This is a genomic window from Aeromonas sp. 25-AL00135, from assembly GCF_054052385.1.
The window spans coordinates 113,732-133,864 of record NZ_JBSTYQ010000007.1; the positions used below are offsets into that span (position 1 = coordinate 113,732).

A 20,133-nucleotide genomic window follows, 5' to 3' on the forward strand; every position below is an offset into this window, starting at 1 on the left:
CTTTATTGTTTTCATTGCTCACCGCTCTTTCTTGTCAAGTTGTTATCTTTTCTTTAAAATTTCCCCTGTTTTCTGTGGCAATTGTAAATCCAGCTTCCGCCGCTGTTGTCACGGGAAAAATGGGGAACAGGGACACTATAAGAATGTGCGGAGTCCACATGGGAGAGTTTTTGGATGAGCAATGCGCCAGTTGATACCGGTCGCCGCAGATTTCTTACCTGGTCAACGGTTGCCGTTGGTGGGGTAGGAGCTGCGTTTACCGCAGTGCCGTTTATAAAGTCATGGAATCCGAGCGCCAAGGCCAAAGCAGCCGGTGCGCCGGTTGAAGTCGATATCAGCAAGTTGGAACCGGGTCAGCTCATCCGTGTCGAGTGGCGAGGCAAGCCTGTCTGGGTGGTGAAACGCACCAAACAGACGCTGGATGCCTTGGCTGCACATGATGACAAGCTGCGGGATCCCTCATCTGAAGAGCCGCAGCAGCCTGACTATGCCCATAACGGGTACAGATCGATCAAGCCCGAAATTTTTGTCGCGGTCGGTATTTGCACCCACTTGGGGTGTTCACCTTCCTATCTGCCTGATAGCTTTGGCGAGCAGGTGCAGGGCGTTACGTCCGGCTTCTTCTGCCCGTGTCATGGCTCCAAGTTCGACATGGCCGGCCGTGTGTTCCAGGGGGTGCCTGCACCGCTGAACCTGGTCATTCCGCCCTATCAATTCATTAATGACACCACCATCCAGGTCGGTGCCGATGGCAAGGAGGCCTGACCATGTTGAGTAAACTGATGGGCTGGATCGATTATCGATTCCCGCTCACGGCCATGTACAACGACCACATGGCCAAGTATCCGGCACCGAAGAACCTGAACTTCTGGTACTTCTTCGGCTCGCTGGCCATGCTGGTGCTGGTTAACCAGATCATCACCGGTATCTGGCTGACCATGAACTACAACCCCTCCGCGGAAGGTGCGTTTGCCTCCGTGGAATACATCATGCGCGATGTGGAGTATGGCTGGCTGCTGCGTTACATGCACTCAACCGGCGCGTCTGCATTCTTCATCGTGGTCTACATGCACATGTTCCGCGGCATGATCTATGGCTCTTATCAGAAGCCTCGTGAACTGCTGTGGATCTTCGGCATGCTGATCTTCCTGGTGCTGATGGCAGAGGCCTTTATGGGCTACTTGCTGCCCTGGGGCCAGATGTCATTCTGGGGGGCACAGGTCATCATCTCGCTGTTTGGCGCCATTCCGGTCATCGGTGACGATCTGACCCTGTGGATCCGCGGTGACTACGTGATCTCCGGTGCGACCCTTAACCGCTTCTTTGCGCTGCACGTCATCGCGTTGCCGCTGGTGCTGGTGATGCTGGTTGCCATGCATATTCTGGCGCTGCACGAAGTAGGCTCCAACAACCCGGACGGTATCGACATCAAGAAGCACAAAGATGAAAACGGCTGGCCGCTGGATGCGGTGGCGTTCCACCCTTACTTCACCGTCAAGGATATGATCGGTGTGGCAGGCTTCCTGTTCTTCTTCTGCGCCATCATCTTCTTCAAGCCGGATATGTGGGGTTACTTCCTCGAGAAGCCGAACTTTGAAGTGGCCAACGGTCTGAAAACTCCGGAGCATATTGCCCCTGTGTGGTACTTCACGCCGTTTTACGCCATTTTGCGGGCGGTGCCGGACAAGCTGCTTGGCGTCATCATGATGGGTCTCTCCATCGTGGTGCTGTTCCTGCTGCCGTGGCTGGATCGCTGCAAGGTGCGCTCGGTGCGTTATCGCAGCATGCTGCACAAGCTGAACATTGCCCAGTTTGTGGTCTGCTTCATCATCCTGGGGGTGTTGGGGGTGCTGCCATCGACGCCAACGTTGACGCTGGTTGCCCAGATCTGTTCACTGGGATATTTCGGGTTCTTCGTCCTGCTGTTCTTCTATAGCAAGAATGAAAGCACCAAGCCGCTGCCGGAGAGGGTGACATTTAAATGAAAAGAATAATATTTGCAGTGCTGACCCTGCTGCCATCTCTGGTATTTGCAAGTGGCGGAGCTGTTCATCTGGACAAAGCCAATTACGATCTGAGTGACAAGGCATCGCTGCAACGCGGCGCGGCCACCTTCATGAACTATTGCGCCGGATGCCACTCCACCCAGTATCAGCGCTACAACCGGGTCGCAGAAGATCTCGGGATCCCCGAAGATTTGATGAAAGAGAACCTGATTTTCACCGGTGCAAAGGTCGGTGATCTGATGAAGAGCGCAATGTCAGAGAAGGATGCCGCCAAGTGGTTTGGTGCGCCGCCCCCCGATCTGACGCTGGTTGCCCGGGTGCGCGGTGCAGACTGGATCTACACCTATCTGCGTTCCTTCTACGTGGATGAGACCCGTCCGTTCGGGGTGAATAACGCTGTGTTCCCGTCCGTGGGCATGCCCCATGTGCTGGAGCCGTTGCAGGGAACCCCCCGTGCAGAGTTCGCTACTCACACGGTCGACGGAGTGGAAACCCAGCAGGTTGTCAGCATCAAATCTGACGGTAATGGTGAAATGGATGATGAAGAGTATGATCAGACGGTACTGGATCTGGTAAACTTCTTGGTCTACTCGGCTGAACCGGTACAACAGGAGCGTGAACGCATGGGCTTCTGGGTGCTTGGTTTCATCGTGATCTTCTTCATCTTCACTGTGCTGTTGAAGAAGGAATTCTGGCGCGACGTTCACTAAGCGACCAGATCCGGGTAATATAATGCACGGCAATGAAGACCAAGATGCTTCATTGCCGTTTCTGCTTTTTAATGACGGGAGGGTTCAATGGCTGTAGCTGCCAATAAGCGTTCGGTAATGACGCTGTTTTCCGGTGCCAACGATATGTTCAGCCATCAGGTGCGTATTGTCCTGGCGGAGAAGGGTGTTAGCGTGGATATCTGCCAGGTTGATCCAGCCAATCTGCCGGATGAGCTGGCCGAGCTGAACCCGTACAACTCTGTACCGACCCTGGTTGATCGTGAGCTGGCACTCTACACCTCGCGCATCATCATGGAGTATCTGGACGAGCGCTTCCCGCATCCGCCCCTGATGCCTGTTTACCCGGTTGCCCGTGGTAACAGCCGTCTGATGATGCACCGCATCGAACTGGACTGGTACTCATTGGCCGACAAGATCATGGCCGGTACCGATGCTGAAGCGGCACGCAACGAACTGCGTGACAACCTGCTGGCCATCGCGCCGATCTTCGGTGAAATGCCCTATTTCATGAGCGAAGAGTTCGGTCTGGTGGATTGCTACATGGCACCGCTGCTGTGGCGTCTGCCGAGTCTTGGTATCGACCTGACCGGTCGTGGCGCCAAAGAGCTGAAGGCCTACATGGTTCGTTTGTTCGAGCGTGAGTCCTTCCAGGCTTCCCTGACCGAAGCCGAACGCGAGATCCGTGCTGGCGTATGAGCATGGAACCGACAATGACACCGAGCCGCCCGTACTTGTTACGGGCGTTCTTTGACTGGTTGCTGGACAACGATCTGACCCCTCATCTGGTGGTCAACGTCAACATTCCCCATGTGATGGTGCCGATGCAGTTTGCTCAGGACGGGCAAATTGTACTGAATATCGCACCCCGAGCCGTGATGCAATTTCACATGGATAACGAGGCTATCAGCTTCAGTGCCCGCTTTGGCGGCGTCTCCCAGCAGGTTTACATCCCGATGGCGGCAGTGCTGGCTATCCATGCCCGGGAGAACGGCGTGGGCACCATGTTCCCGCCCGAGCCGGGTTACGATATCTGGCTGGAGCAGGCTGAAGCGCCGGTGGAGCCTGAGCCGGAACCGCCGCGTCCAAGCGGTCGTCCGACCCTGAAGGTGATCAAATAAAAAACGCAGCCGATTGGCTGCGTTTTTTTATGTGCGGTCGAGCTTAGTTCTGGGCGAATTCGAAGGCCTTGATCACGCGCTTCACGCCGGTGACATGGCGGGCGATGTTGACTGCCTGCTCTCCCTCTTGGCGAGTCACCAGACCAATCAGGAACACCTCGCCGTTCTCGGTGACCACCTTGACCTTGGTGCTGTCGAAGTTCTTGGTGCCGAACATATCGGCTTTCACCTTGGAGGTGATCCAGGAGTCATTGCTGCGGGTGGTGAAACTGACAGGTTGGCCGATGCGCAATTCGTTGTAGACGTGGCGAACCCCTTCGATGCGACTGACAATTTTGCCCGCCTCAATCTTGTAAACGTCAGAAGGTGTCTGGCCGACCAGCAGGACGCGGCCATTGTTGCTGTAGACGCTGATCTTGCTGGCTGCGCTGAGCGGTTTGTTGTCGGCCAGCAGATTGGCCGCTTTCAGCTCGATGGTCTGGTCATCCCATTGCGCGCCCAGCGTTCGGCGATCGCCAGAGGCCTTGGCAGTCCCTGCGGCGCCGCCAACAACCAGGGCTGCGCAGCCTTGCAGCAGCAGGGTGCTAACCAGCAGACCGAGCAGGATAGTGTGCTTTTTCATGGTTTCAATCTTCCTGTTGCGGGAAAAGAGTCTGGTCGATGAGATCACACAGGCAGTGCAGGGTCAACAGGTTCACTTCCAGAATGCGAGGGCGACGGGCGGAGGGAACACGGATCTCCACATCGTTCGGGCCGAGCAGACCAGCCATTTCGCCACCGTCCCCCCCGCTCAGCACCACTATGGTCATGTCACGGGAGAGGGCAGCCTCGGCGGCCTTGATCAGGCTGCGGCTGTGGCCGGAGGTGGTGATGACCACCAGAATGTCGCCAGGCTGACCCAGCGCGCGGATCTGCTTGGCGTAGACCTCTTCAAAACCGTGGTCGGTGGCGATGGCGCTGATGGTCGCCATGTCCGGGGTCAGGGCCATACCGGGCAGGGAGGGGCGCTGGGTTTCGTAGCAGTTGACCAGCTCGGAGATGAACAGTTGCGCCAGTGCGGCAGAAGGACCGTTACCGCATGCCAGCACCTTGTGGCCATTGAGCAGGCAGATGGTGATCATCTGGGCTGCAGTATGGATGGCATCCGGCAGCGCCTCGGCGGCGGCTATCTTGGTCTGGATGCTTTCGGTGTAGTTCTCTTTGATGCGGTCAGTCATAGGGTCCTCTTAAAATGCGTTCTGGATCCAGGCTGGCTGGTCGCCTTCGAACGCAATCACATCGAATCGGCAGGCCTGATTGGCCTCGTTGATGGCATGTTGCTTCAAATAGTGGCGCGCTGCCAGCATGATCTTGTGCTGTTTGCTGCGGGTGACCGAGCTGGCGGCCCCGCCATGGCTGCCGGTGGCCCGGTAGCGCACCTCAACAAACACCAGGGTCTGGCCCTGGTGCATGATGAGATCTATTTCACCGCCACGACAGCGGTAGTTGCGAGCTACCGGTTGCAGGCCCCGGGCCTGCAACCAGCGTTCAGCGACTTGTTCAAAGTGCTGTCCCTTGCTCGTTGGTGAGGGGAACAGGCTCGGCAACTGCTGGCGCATCCGTTTCCATAGTTCCTTCATTGGAGGGCTCCTCCAGTTGCTGAACGGCGTTCTCGTCGACCAGTTTGCCGTTCTGGTAAGTACCCCAGCTCAGCATACGTACGATATTGCCCTGGGCATCGACGCTCAGCTGACCGCTCATGCCGGCCTGCTGCATGCCGCCCACCTTGCGCATCTGCTGCAGGTTCTCAGCCAGACTGACGGCATCGTAGCCCATGGCAAACAGACGCAGCAGGTCACCCTGAGTCTGCGGCCAGAGCAGGGCGATCTGCTCGCGCTGTTTCTCGTAGCCGCCCAGCAGCAGCGGCATATCGGCGATATGCATGCCGTTGAGCTCGGAGGCGACCTCGGTGGCTGCGCTGTCGTAGCCACGGGAGCTGGTGTAGATGGGCAGGCTGCCCATCGGATTGACCGAGACATCCACGTAGGGCTTGATCATCCGGGTTTCCAGGCTGTTGGCCACCACATAAACGGCATCGATGCTGCGCGGTGAGGCATCAGAGAGTTGCACTACCTCGCCAGCACGGGCGCTAGAGCGGCCGCTCAGGGCATTCTTGACCATCCCCTGTACTTCGTTGCGGGCACCGAAGGTGGCAACGACCGGCTTATCCTGGCTCAGGGTGGCCCAGCTCTGCTCGAATGCCTTGATACTGCTGTAACCGATCCGCCCCTGGGCGGCGATCAGCAGCGGTTTGCGGTAGCCCTGGGTGTAGAGGTATTGGGCTGCCTGCGCGGCATCTGCGGCGGCAGAGAGGGAGAAGTAGTAGGTGGTGTCGTTGACGACCGGCTTGTCCAGCTCGTTGAGCGCCAGTACCGGCACGGTCGGATTGGCCTTGAGCAGCTCCTCGACCCTGTCTTTCAGCAGCGGGCCGATGATCATGTCTGCCCCTTCCTGAATCGCCTGCTTATAAAGGTCGCCGGTCGACTTGCTCTGGGTGTCGTAGAAGTTCAGGGTGAATTGCCCCTGATTTTCCTTATAAGACATCAGCATACCGTTACGGATGGCGGCGCCCTGTGGCTCCAGATTGCCGGAGAGGGGCAGTAGCACTGCGATCTGTTGCACCGAGGTGCTGGCAGTGGCCGCCAGATCGCCCAATCCTGCCGGCATATCCTTCTGAGCCGGATGGTTGGGGAAGTCGCGCTTCCAGCCTGCCAGTTGGCGGGCCAGCAGGTTCGGCTGGGCGCCAAACTCGTTGACCAGTGCCGCCAGTCGCAACCAGCCGGTGGTCACATCAGGGGCCGGAGCCTCTTCCAGCGCTTGCAGGGTGGAGGGGGTCATGCTTTTGAGCAACGACCAGATCTGCTGATGGTTGGTCGCCTGCTCGCTCTGATTGAGGTAGGGCTCCAGTGCAATCAACGACTTGGCTGCGCCAAACTTGTTGTTGATGTCGAGCTGCAGCACCACGCGCTGGCGATACCAGTCCTTCTGGGTATCGGCATCCAGCACCACCTCGGGTTTGCCTTCCAGCAGGATCAGCGCCTGATTGGCGTGGCCTTGCGCCAGCAACAGATGGGCTTGCAGCAGTTGCAACTGCGTCTTCTGAACGGGATCCTTGGCCTGCTTCTGCAATTGTTGGAACAGTGCCGAGGCCGGTTTGGCCTGGCCCAGCGCCAGATAGCTGCGTGCCGCCAGCATCTGCCAGGTAAAGGCCTCGGCCGGCTTGGCGGGGTCCACCTGCTCAAGATACCACTGGGCATTCTTGGTCAGATTGGAGAACGCAGAGGGCATGCCTGACTGCCCTGACGGTTGATTGGGCTCCGACGCACAGGCGGCGAGCAGTACTGCCGCGAGTATGATGCCGAAGAGTCGTGATACACTTAGCTGCTTTGTAACCCGGTTCAAGTTCATTCCCCGACCAGTGTTGAAGTTCCCCATAGTGTAAACGGGCCAATATGGCGACACAATTGTCGGGGCACTCGGAGATCCCATGAGTGACATCCCAACCCTGTATATAGTCCCCACTCCGATCGGTAATCTGGCGGACATCACCCAGCGTGCATTGGACATTTTACGCAGTGTCGATCTGGTGGCCGCCGAAGATACCCGTCATACCGGTATCCTGCTCAGCCACTACCAAATCTCGGTGCCGACCTTCGCCCTGCACGATCACAACGAGCAGCAGAAGGCCGATGTACTGATCGGCCGGATCAAAGAGGGCAAGAGTGTTGCGCTGGTCTCCGATGCCGGCACTCCGCTCATCAGCGACCCCGGTTATCACTTGGTCACCCGCTGTCGTGAAGCCGGGGTCAAGGTGGTGCCGCTGCCCGGTCCCTGTGCTGCCATCACCGCCCTGAGCGCGGCCGGTCTGCCCACCGATCGCTTCGCCTTTGAGGGCTTCCTGCCTGCCAAGAGCAAGGGGCGTGACGATCGCCTGCAAGCCGTTATTGAAGACACCCGCTCGCTGGTGTTCTACGAATCCCCACGCCGTGTGCAGGATACAGTGGAAGCGATTGCTCGCATTCTCGGCGAGCGTCAGGTGGTGGTGTGCCGCGAGCTGACCAAGACCTTCGAGTCGATCCATGGTCTGCCAGCCTCCGAGATGCTGGCCTGGCTTGGTGAGGATGACAACCGCTGCCGCGGCGAGATCGTGCTGGTCGTGGCTGGCGCCTCCAAAGAGGAAGAGGATCTGCCAGCAGAAGCGATCCGTACCCTTGGGTTGCTAGTGACCGAACTGCCACTGAAAAAAGCGGCCGCCCTGACCGCCGAGATCCACGGCGTGAAGAAGAATGCCCTCTATAAATACGGTCTCGAGCACTATTGAGTCGGTTAATAGGTCGTCAGACTGTTTTTTGACCTGAGCAATCCCTTGTATCGACAATCAGTCAGCCTGTAAACGGGGGCCAAAGCGCGATAAATGGCTGTAAACGGGAATTGCCGGTTTACCCCGTGCGTATCGCAAGGCTATAATCCGCGCCTCGGAGTTGGCTGGGCAATCGCTGCTTCGTCGTTGTGTCCCTCGGGACAGACGGGCGGAGGGGAGGAAAGTCCGGGCTTCACAGGGCAGGGTGCCAGGTAACGCCTGGGGGGCGTGAGCCTACGACCAGTGCAACAGAGAGCAGACCGCCGATGGCCCGCAAGGGATCAGGTAAGGGTGAAAGGGTGCGGTAAGAGCGCACCGCGCGACTGGCAACAGTTCGTGGCACGGTAAACTCCACCCGAAGCAAGACCAAATAGGCCCCTATTGGCGCGGCCCGCGTTGGGGGCGGGTAGGTTGCTTGAGCCAGCGAGCGATTGCTGGCCTAGAGGAATGATTGCTACCCGGGGCAACCCGGTACAGAACCCGGCTTACAGGCCGACTCCGACCTCATTCCGCGTGAACCGTCACGCTAAAATCCCGGTGCCTAACGGCACCGGGATTTTTATTATTCACGCCGAGATGCACCGCATGGCGGCTTTCTGGAATTTGTAATAAAGTTCTCACCCTTTTTGGTCGATATACGTCGGCTGGACTGTCTGTATCTATCACACTGCTGGCCTGATGAGCGACCCTGTGGCAGTAAGGCGAGATGAAATGGTTAAGGTGGATTATTAATGTCATCAAGCAGCGCAATGCTCACACCTTCCCGGCTGCTTAGCGCAGAACGGGGCAGAACCCTGCCTCATTATGATCTGTTGGGTGTCGAGCGGTTAAACCACGCCCGTTTGAAGCAGGTCAATGGCCAGTTGAGCACATTTTCCCTGCAAGCTGCGAGTTGTATGGCCCAGCTGTTTAATAGTGCTGAGTGCGAACTGAATTATGGCGAGTTCGCCTTTTCCGGTCCGGCAGAGATAGATGACGCTCATATCTGGGTCGAGGCGAGAAGTCCGCTTGAACCACAGCGCGCCGTCTATTTCTCGATCGCACCTCTGGTCATCTATCGTCTTGCGGTCCTCTTTTTCGGCGGCACCTTGCAGCAAAAAGAGGAGCATGTTCAGTCTGGCAAAGGGTTGACCGATACCGAACAGCGGCTGTTATTGCGGCTTTGCCAGTATCAGGTTGATATCTGGTGTGCTTGTCTGGGGTTGGGGGATCTGAAGTGGCAGTTGCATGTCGTGCCACGTGATTCCATCGCCCACCGTCAGCTCTGGACCACGCAGGCAATCCTGCAGGCAGGTAATTGCACTCATCACTGGCAGATGTGGTTGCTTCCCCCCGAGGAGTCCATTTCTCAGGTCAGTCATTCCCTGCCGGAAGGTCAGCTGGAACAGGCTCTGACTCATGTCCCGGTTCGTCTGCGGGTGGTGATGGGCCAATTGTCCATGACGCTGGCGGATCTTGAGTGTCTCAAGGTGGGTGATGTGCTGTCACTGGACCTGCCTGAGGTGGTGCCAGCACTGATTGGCAGCCGTCCCTGCTTCAGTGGACGAATCGCAGAACACAAAGGCAGCCTGGTCTATCAGGTTGCGACGGTTGTAGAGGAGTAAATTGAATCATGAGCGAGCACAATATGAATGATCCGCTGGATCTGGATGGACTGGATCAACTGTTTGGTGACGACATCAGCATGCCTAGCGCTGCAGACTACTTGGCCCCCACCAGTAGCAGCAAACAGCGGGATCTATCCTTCTTTCGCCAGATCCCGGTCAAGGTGACGCTGGAAGTGGCCAGTACCGAAGTGCCGCTCGGCGATTTGATGCGCGTCGAGGAGGGGGCTGTCATTGAGCTGGACAAGCTGGCGGGTGAACCGCTGGATGTGCGGGTGAATGGCCGTCTGCTTGCCAAGGGCGAAGTCGTCGTCGTGAATGGCAAATATGGTCTGCGCCTGGTCGATGTTATCGATACCAACCTGCTGGGTGGCATGGACGACTGATGCGCTATTTGCTGCTGACGCTGCTGTTATTTTCGCTGCCCGGCTGGGGGGCGGACATGACCCTGTTCTCGGTATCGCCAGGCGCTTCAGGGGGCGAGGACTACAACATCAAGTTGCAGATCCTCTTCTTCATGACCCTGCTGGGTCTGCTCCCGACCTTGTTTCTGATGATGACCAGTTTTACCCGGATCATCATCGTACTGGCCATATTGAGACAGGCACTTGGCTTGCAGCAGAGCCCTCCCAACCGGGTGCTGATCGGCATCAGCCTCATCCTGACTGTGGTGATTATGCGTCCGGTCTGGACGGACATGTATCAAAATGCATTTGTCCCTTATGACCAGAATGAAATAACCCTGTCAGAGGGGATCGCCAAGGCAGAAAAACCCCTGCGCAAATTCATGCTGGCCCAGACCCGTGAACCGGATCTGGAGCAGATGCTGCGCATCTCTGGCGAACCAACTACGGTCGCCAAAGAGGATGTGCCTTTCGGTGTGCTGTTGCCCGCGTTTGTCTTGAGTGAGTTGAATACCGCATTTCAGATTGGCTTTATGCTGTTTATCCCCTTTCTGGTGATTGACTTGGTGGTCGCCAGCGTCTTGATGGCGATGGGGATGATGATGCTCTCACCGCTGATCATTTCCTTACCCTTCAAACTGATGGTGTTTGTGCTGGTTGATGGCTGGTCGATGACCGTCGGCACTTTGGCTGCCAGCTTTGGTGGGGGAGGCTGATATGACCCCTGAGCAGAGCGTTGCCCTGGTTGGTGGCGCGGTCAATCTGGTGGTGACCATGGTCTCGGTGCTGATTGTACCGGGCCTGATCGTAGGTTTGGTGGTCAGTATTTTTCAGGCGGCCACCCAGATCCAGGAGCAGACGCTCAGTTTTCTTCCCCGTTTTATCGTGACTCTGATGACCCTTATCTTTACGGGTAACTGGCTGTTGTCGCAGATAACCACCTTGTTCCAGGATCTTTTTCTTAAAATTCCCGGGTTTATCGGATGAATTCGCTGCTGTCCCTCAGTGCTGCTGACCTGACCGCATGGTTGGGACAGTGGTGGTGGCCGTTTATCCGGATCGGTATGGCATTCTGGGTGATGCCGGTCTTTGGGGATACCCGGGTGCCTGCGCAAGTTCGCCTGATGCTGGCGTTTATCATCAGCCTGCTGCTTGCCCCCATGATGAAGGATATGCCGGTTGTCGATCCTTTCAGTGCCGGTGCGCTGGTCCTGGCGGTGGAGCAGCTGCTGTTTGGTTTGCTGTTTGGTCTGTGTGTCCAGCTGCTCTATATGGTGATGACCACTGCGGGGCAGATCCTCTCCATGCAGATGGGGCTCGCGATGGCGGTGATGAATGATCCGGTCAACGGGGATTCAGCCCCTATCATCAGTCAGGTCATGATGGTGTTTTGCGCCTTGCTCTTTCTGGGGCTGAATGGCCACCTGGTGGTACTGGATATTCTGGTGCAGAGCCTGCGTAGCTGGCCGCCGGGTTCATCTCTGGATCTGATCGATATGAAAGGTGTGATCGGGTTGTTTGGCTGGTCTATCGGTGCCGCCCTGTTGCTGACGTTGCCTGCCGTTGTTGCCATGTTGATGGTTAACCTGACCTTCGGGGTGATGAACCGGACCGCCCCTTCGCTCAATATCTTCTCCCTCGGTTTTCCCATGACCCTGTTGCTCGGGTTGCTCACCATGGCGCTCTCCATCAGTGGTGTGCCCTCCCGTTATCTGGATTTGGTGACCCATGTGCTTGAACAGCTGCGAGGCTTGACCCCGGCATGAGTCAGAACAGCGCACAGGACAAAACCGAAGAGGCCTCCAGCCAGAAACGCCAAAAAGCGAGGGATGAGGGGCAGATCGCCCGCTCAAAAGAGCTCAGTTCTGCCGGTTTGCTGCTGCTTGGCGGGTTGGTGATGCAGTGGATGGTGCCGGGGTTTGGCCAGTTCTTTGCCGAGTTGATGAAGCGTCCGCAGCGTTTTGACTGGCAAGGTGCCCGTGACCCGCAGATGATGATCCATTGGTTGGGTGAAGCGCTGATAAACATGCTGTGGGTGCTGCTGCCCCTGTTTGGTTTTCTGGCTCTGATGCTGGTGTTGCTCAGCATAGTGCCGGGCGGTATGGCGTTGACCTGGAAAAAGCTGCTACCCAGTGGCGAGAAGATGAACCCTTTGAAGGGGCTGGGGCGGATGTTCTCCAAGAACAGCCTGATGGAGTTGCTGAAGTCACTGCTCAAGGTGACGCTGATCGGCGGCACGCTGGCGTTGATGTTAAATCATCAATGGCCTTCCTTGTTGATGATGAACCGGATGCCCCCTCAGGCGGCCCTCGAGCAGGCGCTACGGATCCTCTCCCAGGCATTTATTCTGCTGGGGAGCGTTCAGATGCTGATTGCCGTGCTGGATGTGCCCTATCAGCGCTGGTCGCTTAACAAGCAGCTCAGGATGACCAAACAAGAGGTCAAGGATGAGCACAAGAACAGCGAAGGGCGTCCCGAGATCAAGGCCAAAATCCGCCAGGTACAGGGAATGCTTGCCCGCGCGCGTATCGAGCAGCGGGTACCGCAGGCAGATGTGATTATCGTTAACCCGACCCATTATGCGGTGGCCATAAAATATGATGCGGCTCGTGCCAATGCTCCTTTCGTGATTGCCAAAGGGGTCGATAGCATGGCCGAGCGGATCCGTCAGGTCGCCAAACAGCATGACAAGATGGTGATGAGCTTGCCCGAGTTGACGCGAGCCATCTATCACTCGACCAGGGTGGATCAGGAAGTCCCCGCAGGGCTGTACACGGCAGTTGCCTATGTATTGAACCATGTATTGCAGTTAAGGGCGTATGAGGCAGGCAAGGGGAGGAAACCGACCCCTCTTGCCCCGTTATATGTACCGCCCGAGTTACGTCAACCTGAGAGGTAAGTTGTGAACTGGCGTGTATTCACCCAATCCTATACCGCAATTCCGCTGATGTTATTGGCCATTCTGGCCATGATGATCCTGCCTCTGCCCGGTTGGCTGCTGGATGCGCTCTTTACCTTCAACATCGTGTTGGCGGTACTGGTGTTGCTGGTATCCGTCTCGGCCCGCAGACCACTCGATTTCTCGGTATTCCCAACTGTGTTGCTGGTTGCCACCCTGATGCGGCTGTCGCTGAACGTGGCCTCTACCCGTGTGGTGTTGCTGCACGGTCATGAAGGGCATGAAGCGGCCGGTAAGGTCATTCAGGCGTTCGGTGAAGTGGTGATCGGTGGCAACTATGTCGTCGGTCTGGTGGTCTTCGTGATCCTGATGATCATCAACTTTGTGGTGATCACCAAGGGTGGTGAGCGGATTTCGGAAGTATCCGCCCGCTTCACTCTGGATGCTATGCCCGGCAAGCAGATGGCCATCGATGCCGATTTGAATGCCGGCACCATGGATCAGCATCAGGCCAGGGCTCGCCGTGAGGAGATCGCACGAGAAGCAGACTTCTATGGTGCAATGGATGGTGCTTCCAAGTTCGTTCGTGGTGACGCGATAGCTGGCATGTTGGTGCTGATCATCAACCTGGTGGGTGGGTTGGCCATCGGTATCTTCCAGCATGCCTTGCCCGTCGCGGAGGCCTTCCAGCGCTATGCACTGCTGACCATTGGTGATGGTCTGGTTGCCCAGATCCCGTCCCTGCTGATGTCGACTGCTGCGGCTATTATCGTGACTCGGGTCAGCGATGAGGGTGAGATGGCTGATCAGGTTGGTCAGCAGATCCTGGCATCCCCTCGCGTTATCTATACCTCTGCAACCATCATGCTGATCCTGGGTCTGGTACCCGGGATGCCGATGCTCGCATTCCTCAGTTTCGCAGCTGTACTGGCCTGGACAGGTTGGAGTGTCAGCAAGCGAGCCGTCAATGTGCCGGATCTGGATGCAGCGCAAGAGCTGACTCGTCAAATGATTCAGCCTGAACAGCAGGCACTGGAGTGGCAGGATTTGCCGCCAGTTGATACGGTCGCCATCGAGCTTGGTTATCGTCTGGTGCCTTTGGCTGAAACGGATAAAGGGGCTGAACTGCTTGCCCGGGTGCGCGGGATCCGTAAAACCCTCTCCGAGCAGTACGGTTTTCTGCTCCCCGAGATCCGGGTGCGCGACAATCTGCAATTGCAGCCGGATCAGTACCGGATCAAGCTGTCCGGCGTCGCGTTAGCGACGGGGAATGTGGATTGTCAGCGCTTGATGGCCATCAGCAGTGGTGAGACCTATGGCGCGCTAGATGGCGAGTTGACCCAGGACCCGGCCTACGGCATGAGTGCGGTCTGGATCTCCCCTGAACAGAAGGCCAAGGCCCTTAATCTTGGTTACTCGGTGGTGGATTCGGCCACCGTGATTGCCACTCACGCCAGCAAGTTGTTACGTGAACAACTTGATGCGCTGTTTGGTCACGATGAAGTTGGCAAGCTGGGCCAATACCTAGCCAGTCAGTCCCCCCGGTTGGCTGAAGAGCTGAATCTGGCGCTGACCCAGATGCAGCAATTGAGAGTTTTTCGTCAATTGCTAAAGGAGCAGGTCAGTCTTACCGATATACGAACCGTTGCCACGACGCTGCTGGATGCGAGCGAGCTGACCAAAGATCCTGTCTTGCTAGCATCCGATGTGCGCTGTACCTTGAAGCGCCAGATTGTGCGGCAGGCCATTGGTAATCGGGATGTGCTGGCTACGTTTACGCTGGATGATCGCCTTGAGCAGACATTGCTGGCTGCAATGAATCAGTCACAACAGCAGGGCAAAATCCAGCTGGACAGCTTCCCGGTTGATCCACAACTGCTGGCCCAATTGCAGCAAAATATGCCGTTGGTGAAGGAGCAGTTGCAGCAGTTGGGACATGCCCCTGTGTTGGTTGTTATGCCGCAACTGAGACCGTTAATAGCCCGTTATGCCCGATCATTTTCAAAGGGACTCAAAGTGCTTTCTTATAATGAAATACCGGAAGAGTTACGGGTAGAGGTAATTGGTACACTTGGTTAATTGCTGTTGGATAAATGCGCTGATGGGGAAGTGTTTTTTCCGCCTTTGCTTGAATTGCCGTATGAATACTATATGATGTGGCGAAAATTGACGCAGCAATGTGTGAAAGTTAAATAACAAAAACAATATTAATTGTGTTGCTACACGCCTAGGCAATCAGGTCGGGCGTGTTATCACATTGTAAGGGCAAACTGAACTGAAAAGTCAGGACGCAAAGCCTCCGGTCTAACAGCATGAAAGCTAATGACAGCGGGGTTACCAAGGTGAATTTGGATACAATATCGTTACCATATGGATACAAGGTTGTGCTGTTTTTCAGTATCACCTTGTATTGATCCTTTGTGTCTGATGCTTCAGCTCTATTGATTGTCCTATTCACAGTCACAGGTATCAGATGTCTATGTCTTCGGGATTATCAATAAATAAAACAATCGGGTTGTGTGGTGATGGTTGTGCTGAACCACATATATTATTGATTCAACCGTTAGTCGCTAGGAATGAGGTTGTAAATATTCTCTCCAGAGAAGGCCTTAGAGTATCAACGGTTAATTCTGTAAAACAGTCAAAGAGCATTATTGCTGGCAATAATGTTCATCTTATATTGCTCGATATGGATGCCATGACCGAGCTTGGGCCACGTATTCTGCATGAGTTTGAAGGGCTCGATTGTGTCATTATGGTTAATGAGCATCAGGCCGCAATTGCTGCAGAAGCCATGTGTGCCGGAGCTATAGATTATATTGTCAAACCCTTCCGTTCCCAGCAATTGCTCGATGCTGTACGTGGTGCTTTACGCCTTCGTCAGGCGATCCCCAATCTTATCGCTGTGTCGCCCATGAGCCTGCAGGTCTTGCAGCTGGCTCGACGTGCCGCCAAAACCTCTGCCACCATTCTGATTGGTGGTGAGTCAGGCACCGGTAAAGAGCGGTTGGCCCGTTATATTCATGATATGTCAGTCAGGTCTGAAAAACCGTTTGTTGCAATTAATTGCGCTGCCATTCCTGAGACAATGCTCGAATCGATTCTCTTTGGCCATAATAAAGGTGCATTTACCGGTGCTATATCTGCCCAACCTGGCAAGTTTGAGTTGGCACAGGGGGGTACCCTGTTATTGGACGAAATATCTGAATTATCTTTGAACCTGCAAGCAAAGTTATTACGGGTTTTGCAGGAGAAAGAAGTGGAGCGGCTTGGTAGTAATCAAACGATTGCGCTGGATGTTCGTATCATTGCCGCCAGCAATAAAGATCTGCGTACTTTGGTTGCTAATGGATTGTTCCGTGAAGATCTGTTTTATCGTCTTGATGTTTTGCCTATGAGCTGGCCCGCATTGCGTGATCGCCCTGACGATATTATTCCTCTGGCCAACTATTTTCTTGAGCGTTATGCACCTCAGCAGGGTTATCGCCTGAGTAAGCAGGCGTGCCAATTGCTGTTGTCTTATGAATGGCCAGGAAATGTGCGAGAGCTTGATAATGTTATGCAACGCGCATTAATTATGGCGCGCGGTTTGCATATACAGTCCGTCGATTTGATGTTGCCAAACTGTATTCTTCCCCAAGAAACAGTCGCAGCAGACACGTGGCATGCTCCCGAGGGGTTGAGTGAAACCCGGCGGCATGCCGAGTTCCAATTTGTATTAGAGACCTTGCGCCGCTTTCGTGGCCATCGTACCCGCACAGCCGATGCACTGGGCATGACAACCCGGGCACTGCGCTACAAGCTTGCGGCGATGCGTGAGCAAGGCATTGATATTGAACAGCAGATTCAAGCAGAGGGATAAAGAGTGAAGATTCAAATGATGTCATCGCAGGTGACACTCCTGCAACAGATGCAGGAAATGCAGCGTGTCGCCAGTCAGACACCGTCCATCGAATCCAATAGTGATGTATCGGGAGCATCGTTTTCAGAGGCTATGCACGACGTAGTCGGACGTGTCAATGAACAGCAAAATATTGCCTCAAAATTGATGGCATCGGTCGATGCCGGACAGAGCGATGATCTGGTGGGGGCCATGGTGGCGAGTCAAAAAGCCGGCTTGAGTTTTTCAGCCTTGATGCAGGTTCGCAACAAGCTGATGACCGGTTTTGACGACATTATGCGCATGCCGCTCTGAGGTAACAGATGACTGAACTGGTAACATCCCCTCAGGGGGCTGCCCCTGATTCGCTCAAAATCAGGTTGCAAGAGGGGCTACGCAATTGGCGTACCCTCTCCCGTGACAATAAATCGATCCTGACTATTGCTCTGCTGGCTGCCATTGTGGCGGGTACCATAGTCGTTATCCTTTGGACCTCCAGCAAGAACTATGTGCCCCTGTATGGCAAACAGGAGCTATACGATACCGCCAACATCATGGAGATGCTGGAGAAAGAGCAGGTACCTTTCCGTCTGGAAAAGAGCACCGGTCAGGTACTGGTTCCTGAAAATCAGCTGGCTCATGTCCGGATGGCACTTGCTGCGCGAGGGGTGCGTGCAGCCATGCCGTCGGGTCTGGAAGGGCTGGACAATGTAACCGGGTTGGGTACCAGCGAATTTATGGAAGGGGCGCGTTATCGTCATGCCCTGGAAGGGGAGCTGGCCCGCACCATCATAGCCCTCGATGCCGTGCGCAGTGCCCGTGTTCATCTGGCTATTCCGAAGCGCACGCTATTCGTGGGACGCGATGAGGAGAAACCCAGCGCGTCAGTAATGCTCGATATGCAACCGGGCCAATCCATCGAAGCGGGTCAGGTCGAAGCGATAGCCAACCTGGTGGCGGGTAGTATTTCCGGAATGAAACCTGGTGCTGTGACCGTGGTGGACCAATCTGGCCAGTTGCTCAGCGCAGAGCTGGGGGACAAGGTCGGGTTTGGCAAGCAGAGCGTCCAACAGATGGAGTATGTCCGCAAGCTGGAACAATATATCCGTCAGCGCGCCAATGACATGCTCTATCCCATGCTGGGCAGTACCAATTTCAAGGTGCAGATCGCGGCAGACGTGAACTTCAATGCCGTCGAAGAGACCCAGCAGCAGCTCGATCCGCAAGGTGTGGTGACTCAAGAGTCCAACAAGTCCGACAAGACCATCGATGCGCTGGCGATGGGGATCCCGGGGGCGTTATCCAACCGCCCGCCTGAAACGGCGGCAAAAGATGAAAAGGCTGGTGCTGACAAAGGCAATGCAAATGCCAATACCGCGACACAACAGAACGACACTCGTACCGAGCGTCAGGAAATCAGCAAGCAGTACGAAAACAGTCGCACCATAGTGCACACCCGTTACCAGCAGGGACGTCTGGAACGAATTAACGTATCCATTCTGCTTAACCAGCAGATTGCTCCGAAAGGTGGCTGGAGTGCCGAGCAACTGGAACAGATCCGTCAGATGGTGGAGCGTGCAGTCGGTTTCGATGAGTCACGTGGCGATCAGATTAGTCTGCAGGCCTTCGATTTCAATGGTGCAGTACAAGTAGCCGCGCCCGAATCCAGTTGGTGGGAAACCCCTTACTGGCAAGACTCCCTGCGTTATCTGGTCGGCGGTTTGCTTGGCCTGACACTGGTCTTCTTCGGTATTCGTCCGCTGGTGAAACATCTGGTTCGTACCCAGCAACAGCCGGATATGGAAATGAGTGAGACTGAGGAAGATCTGGAGCCCACCGTCGGATTGTCGATGCGCAGTGATGACCTTCAACCTCCGGTCACATTGTCCAGTGGCTTGATCCATGCAGACAATGAGATTGAACCCCAATTCACATCATTGGATTTGGACTCACTGCCAGAGCCGGGATCTGAACTTGAAGTGCAACTCAAGCATTTGCAGTTGTTGGTGGAAAAAGATACCGCCCGCGTGGCGGAGGTTTTCAAAGCGTGGGTGAGTGGCAATGAACAGCGTTAACTTGAATCAGAGTGCTGTCGATATCGATATCGACAACCTTGAGAAGGCCGCCATCTTGTTGCTGAGCATGGGGACAGAGTCAGCAGCCAAGGTGATGCAGAAGCTCTCCCGTGACGAGGTGCAGCGGTTGATATCCAAGATGGCCGCGCTCTCTGGCGTCAGTGCTATCGAAGCGAAATGGACATTGCAACAGTTCTTCAATCAATACCGTGAGCAGAGCGGTATTGGCAGTGCCTCACGGGAGTATCTGGAGCAGACGCTGGATCTGGCGTTGGGCCAACGTCTCTCCCGCAGCCTGCTCGACAGTCTGTACGGCGATGTGATGAGTCAGGATATCCAGCGTTTGCAGTGGGTGCCAGCCGATGTACTGGCTCGTTTCTTCCGTAATGAGCATCCCCAGATGCAGGCAGTGCTGCTGGCCTTCCTGCCGCCCCAGACTGCGTCCGCCGTGCTAGATGCCTTGCCTGGATCGGTACACGATGATTTGTTGGTGCGTGTCGCCAGTCTCACCAGTGTCAGTGAACATGTGCTGGGCGAGCTCAGGCTGACGCTGGATCGCTGCCTCACCTATGTGGCGGATCAATCCGGTGCCAAGGTAAACGGGGTGCGGCAGGTAGCCGATATTCTCAACCGTTATCAGGGTGACAAGGAGCAGATGCTTTCCCTGCTGCGTGAGCACGATGGTGATATGGCGTTTGAGATCGAGAAGAACATGTTCGACTTTATGACGTTACGCCGTCAGAGCGACGACACCTTGCAGCGATTGGTGCAGGAATTGCCCAGCGAATTGCTGGCACTGGCTCTCAAGAATACCGACCCTGGCTTCCGCAAAGTTATTCTGGGGGCTATGCCGAAACGTATGGCTCAGGCGCTGGACGATCAGATCCAGAACCAGGGCAGTGTCTCTTTGCGCAAGGTCGAACAGGCAAGGGAAGAGGTCATGCAATTGGTCCGCGAGTTGGTGGAGCAGGGCGAGATCGAGTTCCAACTGTTCGAAGAGCCTACCGTCAGCTAACA

At 55.6% G+C, this 20,133-nt stretch carries 21 protein-coding genes, 1 other RNA gene and 1 riboswitch; of the genes, 18 read left to right on the forward strand and 4 right to left on the reverse strand.

Annotated features, from left to right (window positions below):
• The first annotated feature begins 174 nt into the window (after positions 1-174).
• The 5 genes from petA to ACW5XC_RS08390 all read left to right on the forward strand — a co-directional run bounded on the left by petA (position 175) and on the right by ACW5XC_RS08390 (position 3,855).
• Positions 175-765, forward strand: coding sequence for a ubiquinol-cytochrome c reductase iron-sulfur subunit (gene petA, locus ACW5XC_RS08370; protein WP_005336284.1), 591 nt, complete (start codon positions 175-177; stop codon positions 763-765).
• 2 nt (positions 766-767) lie between these two features.
• Complete coding sequence (locus ACW5XC_RS08375; RefSeq protein WP_005336282.1) at positions 768-1,985, forward strand: cytochrome b; 1,218 nt, start codon at positions 768-770, stop codon at positions 1,983-1,985.
• Positions 1,982-2,716: a cytochrome c1 gene (locus ACW5XC_RS08380; RefSeq protein ID WP_005336280.1), complete on the forward strand. Its 735-nt coding sequence runs from the start codon at positions 1,982-1,984 to the stop codon at positions 2,714-2,716. The genes ACW5XC_RS08375 and ACW5XC_RS08380 overlap by 4 nt, the downstream gene beginning before the upstream one ends.
• Positions 2,717-2,803: 87 nt before the next feature.
• Positions 2,804-3,433 (forward strand): stringent starvation protein SspA, encoded by a 630-nt coding sequence (gene sspA / locus ACW5XC_RS08385; RefSeq protein ID WP_005336279.1) that lies wholly within the window; start codon positions 2,804-2,806, stop codon positions 3,431-3,433.
• Positions 3,430-3,855, forward strand: a complete 426-nt coding sequence (locus ACW5XC_RS08390; RefSeq protein WP_005336278.1) for a ClpXP protease specificity-enhancing factor — start codon at positions 3,430-3,432, stop codon at positions 3,853-3,855. The genes sspA and ACW5XC_RS08390 overlap by 4 nt, the downstream gene beginning before the upstream one ends.
• Positions 3,856-3,898: 43 nt before the next feature.
• Here the strand turns inward: ACW5XC_RS08390 and dolP are convergent, their stop codons facing one another.
• From dolP to ACW5XC_RS08410, 4 genes are read right to left on the reverse strand one after another with little or no spacing between them, the layout of a single operon-like run.
• Positions 3,899-4,477: a division/outer membrane stress-associated lipid-binding lipoprotein gene (gene dolP, locus ACW5XC_RS08395; protein ID WP_042053505.1), complete on the reverse strand. Its 579-nt coding sequence runs from the start codon at positions 4,475-4,477 to the stop codon at positions 3,899-3,901.
• Between the two features lie 4 nt (positions 4,478-4,481).
• Positions 4,482-5,072 (reverse strand): D-sedoheptulose-7-phosphate isomerase, encoded by a 591-nt coding sequence (locus ACW5XC_RS08400; protein WP_005336275.1) that lies wholly within the window; start codon positions 5,070-5,072, stop codon positions 4,482-4,484.
• 9 nt (positions 5,073-5,081) lie between these two features.
• A complete protein-coding gene (locus ACW5XC_RS08405; RefSeq protein WP_005355127.1) occupies positions 5,082-5,453 on the reverse strand; it encodes a YraN family protein in 372 nt (123 codons plus the stop codon).
• Complete coding sequence (locus ACW5XC_RS08410; protein ID WP_042053506.1) at positions 5,395-7,182, reverse strand: penicillin-binding protein activator; 1,788 nt, start codon at positions 7,180-7,182, stop codon at positions 5,395-5,397. Before ACW5XC_RS08410 ends, ACW5XC_RS08405 begins: the two co-directional genes overlap by 59 nt.
• A gap of 199 nt (positions 7,183-7,381) precedes the next feature.
• Between ACW5XC_RS08410 and rsmI the strand changes: the two genes are divergently transcribed.
• The 13 genes from rsmI (at position 7,382) to fliGL (ending at position 20,131) form a co-directional block, all read left to right on the forward strand.
• The gene (gene rsmI, locus ACW5XC_RS08415; RefSeq protein WP_005336254.1) at positions 7,382-8,215 is read left to right on the forward strand and encodes a 16S rRNA (cytidine(1402)-2'-O)-methyltransferase; all 834 of its coding nucleotides are present in this window, start codon (positions 7,382-7,384) and stop codon (positions 8,213-8,215) included.
• A gap of 156 nt (positions 8,216-8,371) precedes the next feature.
• Positions 8,372-8,758, forward strand: an RNA gene (gene rnpB, locus ACW5XC_RS08420) — RNase P RNA component class A.
• A gap of 227 nt (positions 8,759-8,985) precedes the next feature.
• Positions 8,986-9,858, forward strand: a complete 873-nt coding sequence (gene lfiM / locus ACW5XC_RS08425) for a lateral flagellar motor switch protein LfiM (protein WP_178378370.1) — start codon at positions 8,986-8,988, stop codon at positions 9,856-9,858.
• A gap of 8 nt (positions 9,859-9,866) precedes the next feature.
• A complete protein-coding gene (lfiN, locus tag ACW5XC_RS08430; RefSeq protein ID WP_019444828.1) occupies positions 9,867-10,244 on the forward strand; it encodes a lateral flagellar motor switch protein LfiN in 378 nt (125 codons plus the stop codon).
• Positions 10,244-10,978 carry a flagellar type III secretion system pore protein FliP gene (gene fliP, locus ACW5XC_RS08435; RefSeq protein WP_042053508.1) on the forward strand — a complete coding sequence of 245 codons (735 nt, stop codon included), beginning with the start codon at positions 10,244-10,246 and terminating at the stop codon, positions 10,976-10,978. Before lfiN ends, fliP begins: the two co-directional genes overlap by 1 nt.
• Before the next feature lies 1 nt (position 10,979).
• Complete coding sequence (gene fliQ / locus ACW5XC_RS08440) at positions 10,980-11,249, forward strand: flagellar biosynthesis protein FliQ (RefSeq protein ID WP_005336246.1); 270 nt, start codon at positions 10,980-10,982, stop codon at positions 11,247-11,249.
• On the forward strand, positions 11,246-12,028 hold the full coding sequence (gene lfiR / locus ACW5XC_RS08445; RefSeq protein WP_005336245.1) for a lateral flagellar biosynthetic protein LfiR: 783 nt from the start codon (positions 11,246-11,248) through the stop codon (positions 12,026-12,028). The genes fliQ and lfiR overlap by 4 nt, the downstream gene beginning before the upstream one ends.
• Positions 12,025-13,161 (forward strand): flagellar biosynthesis protein FlhB, encoded by a 1,137-nt coding sequence (gene flhB / locus ACW5XC_RS08450; RefSeq protein WP_005336244.1) that lies wholly within the window; start codon positions 12,025-12,027, stop codon positions 13,159-13,161. The genes lfiR and flhB overlap by 4 nt, the downstream gene beginning before the upstream one ends.
• Positions 13,162-13,164: 3 nt before the next feature.
• A complete protein-coding gene (gene lfhA / locus ACW5XC_RS08455; protein WP_042053509.1) occupies positions 13,165-15,240 on the forward strand; it encodes a lateral flagellar biosynthesis protein LfhA in 2,076 nt (691 codons plus the stop codon).
• Between the two features lie 175 nt (positions 15,241-15,415).
• Positions 15,416-15,503, forward strand: a riboswitch (cyclic di-GMP riboswitch).
• A 137-nt stretch (positions 15,504-15,640) separates the two neighbouring features.
• Entirely contained in the window at positions 15,641-17,023 is a 1,383-nt protein-coding gene (gene lafK / locus ACW5XC_RS08460) for a lateral flagellar response regulator transcription factor LafK (protein WP_042053587.1), read from the forward strand.
• A 3-nt stretch (positions 17,024-17,026) separates the two neighbouring features.
• The gene (gene lfiE / locus ACW5XC_RS08465; protein WP_080764955.1) at positions 17,027-17,356 is read left to right on the forward strand and encodes a lateral flagellar hook-basal body complex protein LfiE; all 330 of its coding nucleotides are present in this window, start codon (positions 17,027-17,029) and stop codon (positions 17,354-17,356) included.
• 17 nt (positions 17,357-17,373) lie between these two features.
• Positions 17,374-19,116, forward strand: coding sequence for a lateral flagellar M-ring protein FliFL (fliFL, locus tag ACW5XC_RS08470; protein WP_178378371.1), 1,743 nt, complete (start codon positions 17,374-17,376; stop codon positions 19,114-19,116).
• The gene (gene fliGL, locus ACW5XC_RS08475) at positions 19,103-20,131 is read left to right on the forward strand and encodes a lateral flagellar motor switch protein FliGL (RefSeq protein WP_040068863.1); all 1,029 of its coding nucleotides are present in this window, start codon (positions 19,103-19,105) and stop codon (positions 20,129-20,131) included. The genes fliFL and fliGL overlap by 14 nt, the downstream gene beginning before the upstream one ends.
• The last annotated feature ends 2 nt before the right edge of the window (positions 20,132-20,133 follow it).

Coding starts and splice junctions, on each gene's coding strand:
- ACW5XC_RS08400 (WP_005336275.1), bottom strand. CDS start 5,072: ATGACTGACCGCATCAAAGAGAACTACACCGAAAGCATCCAGACCAAG.
- ACW5XC_RS08375 (WP_005336282.1), top strand. CDS start 768: ATGTTGAGTAAACTGATGGGCTGGATCGATTATCGATTCCCGCTCACG.
- dolP (WP_042053505.1), bottom strand. CDS start 4,477: ATGAAAAAGCACACTATCCTGCTCGGTCTGCTGGTTAGCACCCTGCTG.
- ACW5XC_RS08390 (WP_005336278.1), top strand. CDS start 3,430: ATGAGCATGGAACCGACAATGACACCGAGCCGCCCGTACTTGTTACGG.
- ACW5XC_RS08405 (WP_005355127.1), bottom strand. CDS start 5,453: ATGCGCCAGCAGTTGCCGAGCCTGTTCCCCTCACCAACGAGCAAGGGA.
- fliGL (WP_040068863.1), top strand. CDS start 19,103: ATGAACAGCGTTAACTTGAATCAGAGTGCTGTCGATATCGATATCGAC.
- rsmI (WP_005336254.1), top strand. CDS start 7,382: ATGAGTGACATCCCAACCCTGTATATAGTCCCCACTCCGATCGGTAAT.
- flhB (WP_005336244.1), top strand. CDS start 12,025: ATGAGTCAGAACAGCGCACAGGACAAAACCGAAGAGGCCTCCAGCCAG.
- petA (WP_005336284.1), top strand. CDS start 175: ATGAGCAATGCGCCAGTTGATACCGGTCGCCGCAGATTTCTTACCTGG.
- fliQ (WP_005336246.1), top strand. CDS start 10,980: ATGACCCCTGAGCAGAGCGTTGCCCTGGTTGGTGGCGCGGTCAATCTG.
- ACW5XC_RS08380 (WP_005336280.1), top strand. CDS start 1,982: ATGAAAAGAATAATATTTGCAGTGCTGACCCTGCTGCCATCTCTGGTA.
- lfiN (WP_019444828.1), top strand. CDS start 9,867: ATGAGCGAGCACAATATGAATGATCCGCTGGATCTGGATGGACTGGAT.
- lfiM (WP_178378370.1), top strand. CDS start 8,986: ATGTCATCAAGCAGCGCAATGCTCACACCTTCCCGGCTGCTTAGCGCA.
- ACW5XC_RS08410 (WP_042053506.1), bottom strand. CDS start 7,182: ATGCCCTCTGCGTTCTCCAATCTGACCAAGAATGCCCAGTGGTATCTT.
- lfiR (WP_005336245.1), top strand. CDS start 11,246: ATGAATTCGCTGCTGTCCCTCAGTGCTGCTGACCTGACCGCATGGTTG.
- lafK (WP_042053587.1), top strand. CDS start 15,641: ATGTCTTCGGGATTATCAATAAATAAAACAATCGGGTTGTGTGGTGAT.
- fliP (WP_042053508.1), top strand. CDS start 10,244: ATGCGCTATTTGCTGCTGACGCTGCTGTTATTTTCGCTGCCCGGCTGG.
- sspA (WP_005336279.1), top strand. CDS start 2,804: ATGGCTGTAGCTGCCAATAAGCGTTCGGTAATGACGCTGTTTTCCGGT.